Source organism: Methylorubrum podarium (assembly GCF_040270385.1).
GTDB lineage: Bacteria > Pseudomonadota > Alphaproteobacteria > Rhizobiales > Beijerinckiaceae > Methylobacterium > Methylobacterium podarium.
The window spans coordinates 21,843-28,224 of record NZ_JBELQE010000054.1; the positions used below are offsets into that span (position 1 = coordinate 21,843).

General features: G+C 67.7%; 7 protein-coding genes. 4 read left to right on the forward strand and 3 right to left on the reverse strand.

From position 1 onward, the window contains the following. Nucleotides 1-18 precede the first annotated feature (18 nt). The 3 genes from ABS772_RS09340 to ABS772_RS09350 form a co-directional block, all read right to left on the reverse strand. The gene (locus ABS772_RS09340; protein ID WP_350393967.1) at nucleotides 19-2,904 is read right to left on the reverse strand and encodes an ATP-dependent Clp protease ATP-binding subunit; all 2,886 of its coding nucleotides are present in this window, start codon (nucleotides 2,902-2,904) and stop codon (nucleotides 19-21) included. Between the two features lie 177 nt (nucleotides 2,905-3,081). Further along, entirely contained in the window at nucleotides 3,082-3,381 is a 300-nt protein-coding gene (locus tag ABS772_RS09345; RefSeq protein WP_056118533.1) for a DUF2171 domain-containing protein, read from the reverse strand. A gap of 43 nt (nucleotides 3,382-3,424) precedes the next feature. Continuing rightward, complete coding sequence (locus tag ABS772_RS09350) at nucleotides 3,425-3,661, reverse strand: hypothetical protein (RefSeq protein ID WP_350393969.1); 237 nt, start codon at nucleotides 3,659-3,661, stop codon at nucleotides 3,425-3,427. A 505-nt stretch (nucleotides 3,662-4,166) separates the two neighbouring features. On the opposite strand from ABS772_RS09350, the gene ABS772_RS09355 reads away from it, so the two are divergent. From ABS772_RS09355 to ABS772_RS09370, 4 genes are all read left to right on the forward strand, one after another. After that, entirely contained in the window at nucleotides 4,167-5,321 is a 1,155-nt protein-coding gene (locus ABS772_RS09355; protein ID WP_350393971.1) for a glutathione-independent formaldehyde dehydrogenase, read from the forward strand. Between the two features lie 75 nt (nucleotides 5,322-5,396). Next, nucleotides 5,397-5,726, forward strand: a complete 330-nt coding sequence (locus ABS772_RS09360) for an FmdB family zinc ribbon protein (protein ID WP_350393972.1) — start codon at nucleotides 5,397-5,399, stop codon at nucleotides 5,724-5,726. Nucleotides 5,727-5,771: 45 nt separating this feature from the next. Further along, a complete protein-coding gene (locus ABS772_RS09365) occupies nucleotides 5,772-6,074 on the forward strand; it encodes a putative quinol monooxygenase (RefSeq protein WP_350393974.1) in 303 nt (100 codons plus the stop codon). Nucleotides 6,075-6,090: 16 nt separating this feature from the next. After that, a partial coding sequence (locus ABS772_RS09370; RefSeq protein ID WP_350393975.1) for a DJ-1/PfpI family protein occupies nucleotides 6,091-6,382 on the forward strand: 292 nt, incomplete at its 3' end.

A 6,382-nucleotide genomic window follows, 5' to 3' on the forward strand; every position in this document is an offset into this window, starting at 1 on the left:
GCCGCGCGGCGCAGGCCGCTACTCCGCTGCAGCAGGTGTTTCGCCCGGTGTGTTCGGGGTCTGTGCGACCTCGCGCCCGCCGCGCCGACGACGTGCGCGCTTGCCGGTCGGGTTGGCCTCGCCCTCGGCCGCCTCGGTTTGCGGCTCCAGCACCACCGTCTGCCGAGTGCCGTCCCAACGGGCCAGAACGCGGTCTCCCTCGTGCACTCGGTCGGCCAGCATCGCGCGGGCAAGCTGCGTTTCCAGTTCCGATCGGATCAGGCGCCGCAGCTCGCGCGCGCCGAATTCCGGGCGGAAGCCCGCCGCTGCGAGGTGATCGACGAGACTCGGGTCGATCACGAGGTCGATGCCCTGGCCCTGTGCCGTGCGCCGAACCCGCTCCAGCTGCAGTTCGACGATGGAGCGGATCTCACCCTGCCCGAGCGCGTGGAATACGATGATCTCGTCGATGCGGTTGATGAACTCGGGCCGGAAGTGGCCGCGCAGCACGTCCATCAGCTCGCGCTTCAGGCGAGCCGGATCGTCGGCCTCCGTTCCGCGCAGGCGCAGGTTGCGCTGGATGATGTCGGCGCCGAGGTTCGACGTCGCGATCAGGACCGTGTTCGTGAAGTCCACCACCCGGCCCTTGCCGTCGGTCAGTCGGCCGTCGTCGAACACCTGCAGCAGCGTGTTGTAGACGTCCGGGTGCGCCTTCTCGATCTCGTCGAGCAGCACGACTGCGTAGGGCCGTCGCCGCACGCGCTCGGTGAGCTGTCCGCCCTCCTCGTAGCCGACATAGCCGGGGGGCGCGCCGATCAGGCGCGAGACGGCGTGCCGCTCCATGTACTCGGACATATCTAGGCGGATCAGCGCATCCTCATCGCCGAACACCGTCTCGGCCAGCGCTTTGGCGAGTTCCGTCTTGCCGACGCCCGTGGGGCCGAGGAACAGGAAGGTCGCGATCGGCCGTCGGCCCTCGCGCAGGCCCGCCCGGGCGAGCCGGACGGCATCGCTCACGGCCCTCACCGCCTCTTCTTGGCCTATAACCCGCTCGTGCAGTCGCTCTTCCATAGCGACCAGCCGCTGGCGCTCCTCCGTGGTCAGCTCGCTCACGGGCACGCCGGTGAGCTTCGAGACGACCTGCGCCACGTGCTCGGACGTGACCTCGGCCGATCCCGAGCCGCGCTCGCGCCGCCAGCGATCGGTCGCCTCGCCGAGTTCCTTGTCCCTGGCGGCGTGCTGCGCCTGGATCTCCTGGGCACGGTCGAACTGCCTGCGGGACGCCGCATAGTCCTGCTCGCGCTTGAGCTGGCGCACCTCGGCCTCGAGTTCCTGCACATCGATCGGCCTGGCCGTGGCCGAGATCTTCACCCGAGCCGCCGCTTGGTCGATGAGGTCGATGGCCTTGTCGGGCAGGAACCGGCCCGTGATGTAGCGGTCGGACAATTCCGCCGCGGCGATCACCGCATCGTCGGTGATGGTGACCTTGTGGTGCGCCTCCAGCGTATCGCGCAGGCCGCGCAGGATCATGATGGTCTGCGCCACCGTGGGCTCCGGCACGAGGACCGGCTGGAAGCGCCGCTCCAGGGCCGCGTCCTTCTCGATGTGCTTCTGATACTCGTTGAGCGTGGTCGCGCCGATGAGGTTCAGTTCGCCTCGGGCCAGGGCCGGCTTGAACACGTTGGCGATGTCGAGTCCGCCCTCGCCGCCACCCTGGCCGGCCCCCACGATGGTATGGATTTCGTCGATGAACAGGATGAGGTCCTCGGCGGCCTCGACCTCCTTGAGGATCTCTTGCACCCGCTCCTCGAACTCGCCGCGGTACTTGGAACCGGCTACCATGGAGTTGATCGAGAGCTCGACCAAGCGCTTGTCCCGCAGGCTTTCGGGCACCTCGCCGTCGACCATGCGTTGGGCCAGTCCCTCCACGATGGCGGTCTTGCCGACGCCGGGCTCGCCGATCAGCACCGGATTGTTCTTCTTGCGCCGGGCGAGCACCTCGACTGTGGTCTCGATCTCGCGCGCCCGCCCGATCACCGGGTCGAGCTTGCCGTCACGGGCGAGCTGCGTGAGATCGCGCGCATACTTGTCGAGATTGGGCGTGTTGGTGGGGGTGTCCACGCGGCCTTCCTCGGCACCGCGCCCGACGACTTTGGTGACTTGCTGGCGGATCGCCTGCGGCGTGAGCCCATATCGGCGCAGCACATCGGCGGCGAGGCCCTCGCCTTCCTCGGTCAAGCCGATCAGCAGGTGCTCCGGACCGACATAGGAATGACCGAAGTCCCGCGAGGCCTGGAAGGCGCGGGACAGGGCATTCTTGACCCGGGGCGAGACACCGACTGCGGCGTCGTCCGTGTCGGACCTGTCCGCGTCCGCCTCGCCGCCCGTGCCTTGTCCGTCCTGGTCAAGCTGCCGGCGCAGGTCTTCGACCGTGACCTTGAATTGGTCGAAGATGGTGCGCACGACGTCGCTCTCGGTCAACGCGTAGAGCAGATGCTCGGTATCGACCTCGCGCCGGTTCAGGTCCCGGGCGCGCCGCGCGGCTCCCTGCAGGATCTCCTCGGCATGGGCGGACAGGCGCTCGGCGATGCCGCCCGCCGGCCGGCCACGCGATGCGCCGCGGCCGGACCCGACCGGGCCGGGCGTCCTGCCCGGCTCTTCTTCGGCCTCGCCGGCGGGTGAGGCGTTCCGTCCGGAGCGGGGCCCGCGGCCGAAGAAGTCGCCGCCGAAAACCTCGTCGAAGAGGCTGCCGCCCGCCCCGCCGAACAACGATTCCAGCGGGGAGCTGGGGCGGCCCTGCTGGCGCGCAAGGCGACGGTAATCGACGTCGCACAAGTCCATCGTCTGGCGCTGGCCGTTGCTGACCACCTGGGCCCGCACCGTGGCCGGCCGCACCCCACAGATATCGCAGATTCCGTTCGCCATGCCGCGCTCCCTGAGGACTTGGCTGGAGCTTGAAGTATTCGGCTGGAGCCCGATCCGCATCGCCGGGCAGCGCTGGCGTGATCCGGCTCAATCTCGACCGTCGAGCCTTCCCGATCGGCTTGCCAAGAAGGATTGACGGTGTCGCCCCGCTGCGGATCACGCGACCCGACGACGGCGTCAGATCGCGCGCTGGAGATGATGCCGCTTCGCATAGGGCTCGTGCGCCCACAAGCGCCGTGCCTCGTCGAAGGTCCGGTTCAGTCGGACCCGGTCGTCGACGGCGGCGATCCAATCCGGGGTGACGTATTGGTGCTGGTTTCGAGGCTCCTGGTCGGCGCGGCAGATCTTGAGGTGACCGCCTTCGACCTTGTCGACCGATCCGATCCGAGTCCCGTCGCGGTCGACGACGGTCATGCCTGCGATGATCAGATCGAGCAGAGGACGTCCTTCCTCGCCATCAATGACGTTCATCGACATGTCGGGTTCTCCATCTGAATGAACGATGTCTCGTGGGCTTGGATCACGGCTCTCCTTGCGCCAGAGCCCCGTATCCCCGGTGCGTCAGCTCGATCGTGCCAGCGTCCGGAGTTGCGACATATCCGGCATGTGCGAGTTCGGAGACCGCGACCGTGACCGCAGGGTCGGTCCCGAACCGTTCCTCCAGCGTCGTGATGCGCAGGCGTGCTCCAGGCAGCCGGTGCGTGCTACGGAAGTACGCCAGGATCTCGCTCGCTATCTCCGACAGCATCGCCGACATCCCCCGCCGGTCGCCGCGACCGGCCCGCGACCCCGCACCGTCCACAGCGCGGCGCCCAACTCGTGAGACGCGGCTTGTCGGTCGGGTCCGATCACCACGTGCCGCCTCAGGGCGGCCACCTGCACATGCGTCGCGTTCCGTGCCTTGTTGAACGCATGCAGGCCATTCGCACACATGCGGCACCTCCGTGGCTCTGTGTCGGAGTCAGATGGCGTCGCCACGCCGCCGCGACACTCGGACAATCCCTAGGGAAGTACCGAACAGGCAAGCAGCTCGAATTGTCGGCTCAGGAAGCGCCCAGGTTGAGGAAGGTAGCGCCAAACGCATCTTCTAGAAAAATCAGAGCGCCCGCAGGGCACGACATGGCTGCTTCTCGGGATTCATTCACTCCCGACGGCCGTGCCGAAAATGCCACGGAGAACACCCTAGGCATCGACCGAATATCTCAGGGCCGGCAGCCTGTGCTCCTCTGACTTGGCAACCGATGTCAGGCCAGGAGAGCGCGATGCGAGCAGTCGTCTACAATGGCCCGCGTGATGTCCTCGTGCAGGACGTGCCCGACGCGCGGATCGAGCGGCCGACCGACGTGCTGGTGCGGATCACGAGCACCAACATCTGCGGCTCCGACCTGCACATGTACGAGGGCCGGACCGACTTCCCGCGCGGGGGCGTGTTCGGGCACGAGAACCTCGGCCAAGTGGCCGAAGTGGGCGCGGCCGTCGATCGGGTGAAGGTCGGGGACTGGGTCGCGATCCCCTTCAACATCGGCTGCGGTTTCTGCAAGAACTGCGAGCGGGGCCTTAGCGCGTTCTGCCTGACGACGGCGGATCGCAGTGTCATGCCGAACATGGCCGGCGCCGCCTACGGCTTTGCCGATATGGGCCCGTATCGCGGCGGTCAGGCCGATTTGCTGCGCGTCCCCTACGGTGACTACAACTGCCTCAAACTGCCACCGGACGCCGAGGAGCGGCAGAGCGACTACGTGATGCTGGCCGACATCTTCCCGACCGGCTGGCACGCTACGGAATTGGCGGGCCTGCGTCCGGGCGAGTCGATCGTCATCTATGGGGCTGGGCCGGTCGGCCTCATGGCGGCCCATGCGGCGATGATCAAGGGCGCCTGCATGGTGATGGTGGTCGATCGCCATCCCGACCGCCTGCGCCTCGCTGGCTCGATCGGGGCGCTGCCCATCGCCGATTCCAAGGGCTCCGCCGTGGATCAGGTGCTCGAACTGACGAACGGCATCGGGGCCGACCGCGGCTGCGAGTGCGTCGGCTACCAAGCGCACGACCCGCAGGGGCAGGAGCACCCCAACATGACCATGAACGACCTGGTGAAGTCGGTGAAGTTCACCGGCGGCATCGGCGTGGTCGGCGTCTTCACGCCGCAGGATCCGGCGCCGCAGGACCCGCTCTACAAGCAGGGCGAGATCGTGTTCGACCACGGCCTGTTCTGGTTCAAGGGCCAGACGATCGGCGTCGGCCAGTGCAACGTGAAGGCCTATAACCGGCAGCTGCGCGACCTCATCTCGACCGGCCGCGCGAAGCCCTCCTTCATCGTCTCGCACGAGCTTCCGCTGGGAGAGGCACCGAACGCCTACCGGCACTTCGACGCGCGCGACGAGGGCTGGACCAAGGTGATCCTCAAACCCGCCGCATGACCCGTCTGACCGGGCGAGCCGCCGCTCGCCCGGCTTGTTCGACACGTGCCTGATGGGCCCGAGCGTGAGAATTCCATGCCGATCTACGACTACGCCTGCGACGCCTGCGGGCCGTTCACGGCCATGCGGCCCATGGCGCAGTTCCGGGACCCGTGCACCTGCCCGGAATGCGGCACCGCGGTCGCACGGGCCTTCCTGAGCGCACCGGCCATTGTCGTCGGAAACGCGGATGGCCGCGTCGCCCGCGCCTTGACCAGTCCGAGTGCGACCGACCCGAGCCGAGCTTCGTCCGCCCATCCGGCCGGCTGCGGCTGCTGCATGCGCCGGCCGCCGATCCCGAGTGCCCTGTCCTCGACCGGCCGCGTCTTCTCCTCGAACGGCCCGCTGCCTCGGAGCGGACGGTGAGCGATGCGATCGGACCGGCCCCCCCACCCTCGAACGAGGCTCGCCATGGTGACCAAAGCGCTGTTCGTCCGCCTGGAGGCCAAACCCGGACGAGAGGCCGACGTGGAGGCTTTCCTGCGCGGCGGTCTCTCGATCGTCGCGGGGGAGCCGGCGACGACGGCCTGGTTCGCGCTCCGGGTCGGACCCGCGACTTTCGGCATCTTCGACGCCTTCCCCGACGAGTCGGGCCGGCAAGCGCATCTGTCCGGCGGGGTCGCGCAGGCGCTGAAGGCGCAAGCGCCCGAACTGTTCTCCGAGCCGCCTTCGATCGGGGAAATCGACGTGCTCGCCTCGAAGCTTCCCAAGTAGCGGCGGTCGCTACCCCATGAATCACATCAAAAGGACCACCGATATGGCTGGTATCAGCGGATTGAAGATCGCCATCCTGGTCACGGACGGCTTCGAGCAGGTCGAGCTGACCGAACCGCGCAAGGCACTCGACGAGGCTGGCGCCGACACCTCGATCGTATCGCCCAAGGACCGTCAAGTCCGCGGCTGGAAGTTCACGGAATGGGGTGAAAGTGACCTGACCGGCTGGCTTTGGACCGGGCTGATTGAGAGGATCAGTCAGGACCGAAGGAGTCGGACATGCGGCGAGGACAGAAGACGAGTGCGGA

Coding starts and splice junctions, on each gene's coding strand:
- ABS772_RS09340 (WP_350393967.1), bottom strand. CDS start 2,904: ATGGCGAACGGAATCTGCGATATCTGTGGGGTGCGGCCGGCCACGGTG.
- ABS772_RS09345 (WP_056118533.1), bottom strand. CDS start 3,381: ATGTCGATGAACGTCATTGATGGCGAGGAAGGACGTCCTCTGCTCGAT.
- ABS772_RS09350 (WP_350393969.1), bottom strand. CDS start 3,661: ATGTCGGCGATGCTGTCGGAGATAGCGAGCGAGATCCTGGCGTACTTC.
- ABS772_RS09355 (WP_350393971.1), top strand. CDS start 4,167: ATGCGAGCAGTCGTCTACAATGGCCCGCGTGATGTCCTCGTGCAGGAC.
- ABS772_RS09360 (WP_350393972.1), top strand. CDS start 5,397: ATGCCGATCTACGACTACGCCTGCGACGCCTGCGGGCCGTTCACGGCC.
- ABS772_RS09365 (WP_350393974.1), top strand. CDS start 5,772: ATGGTGACCAAAGCGCTGTTCGTCCGCCTGGAGGCCAAACCCGGACGA.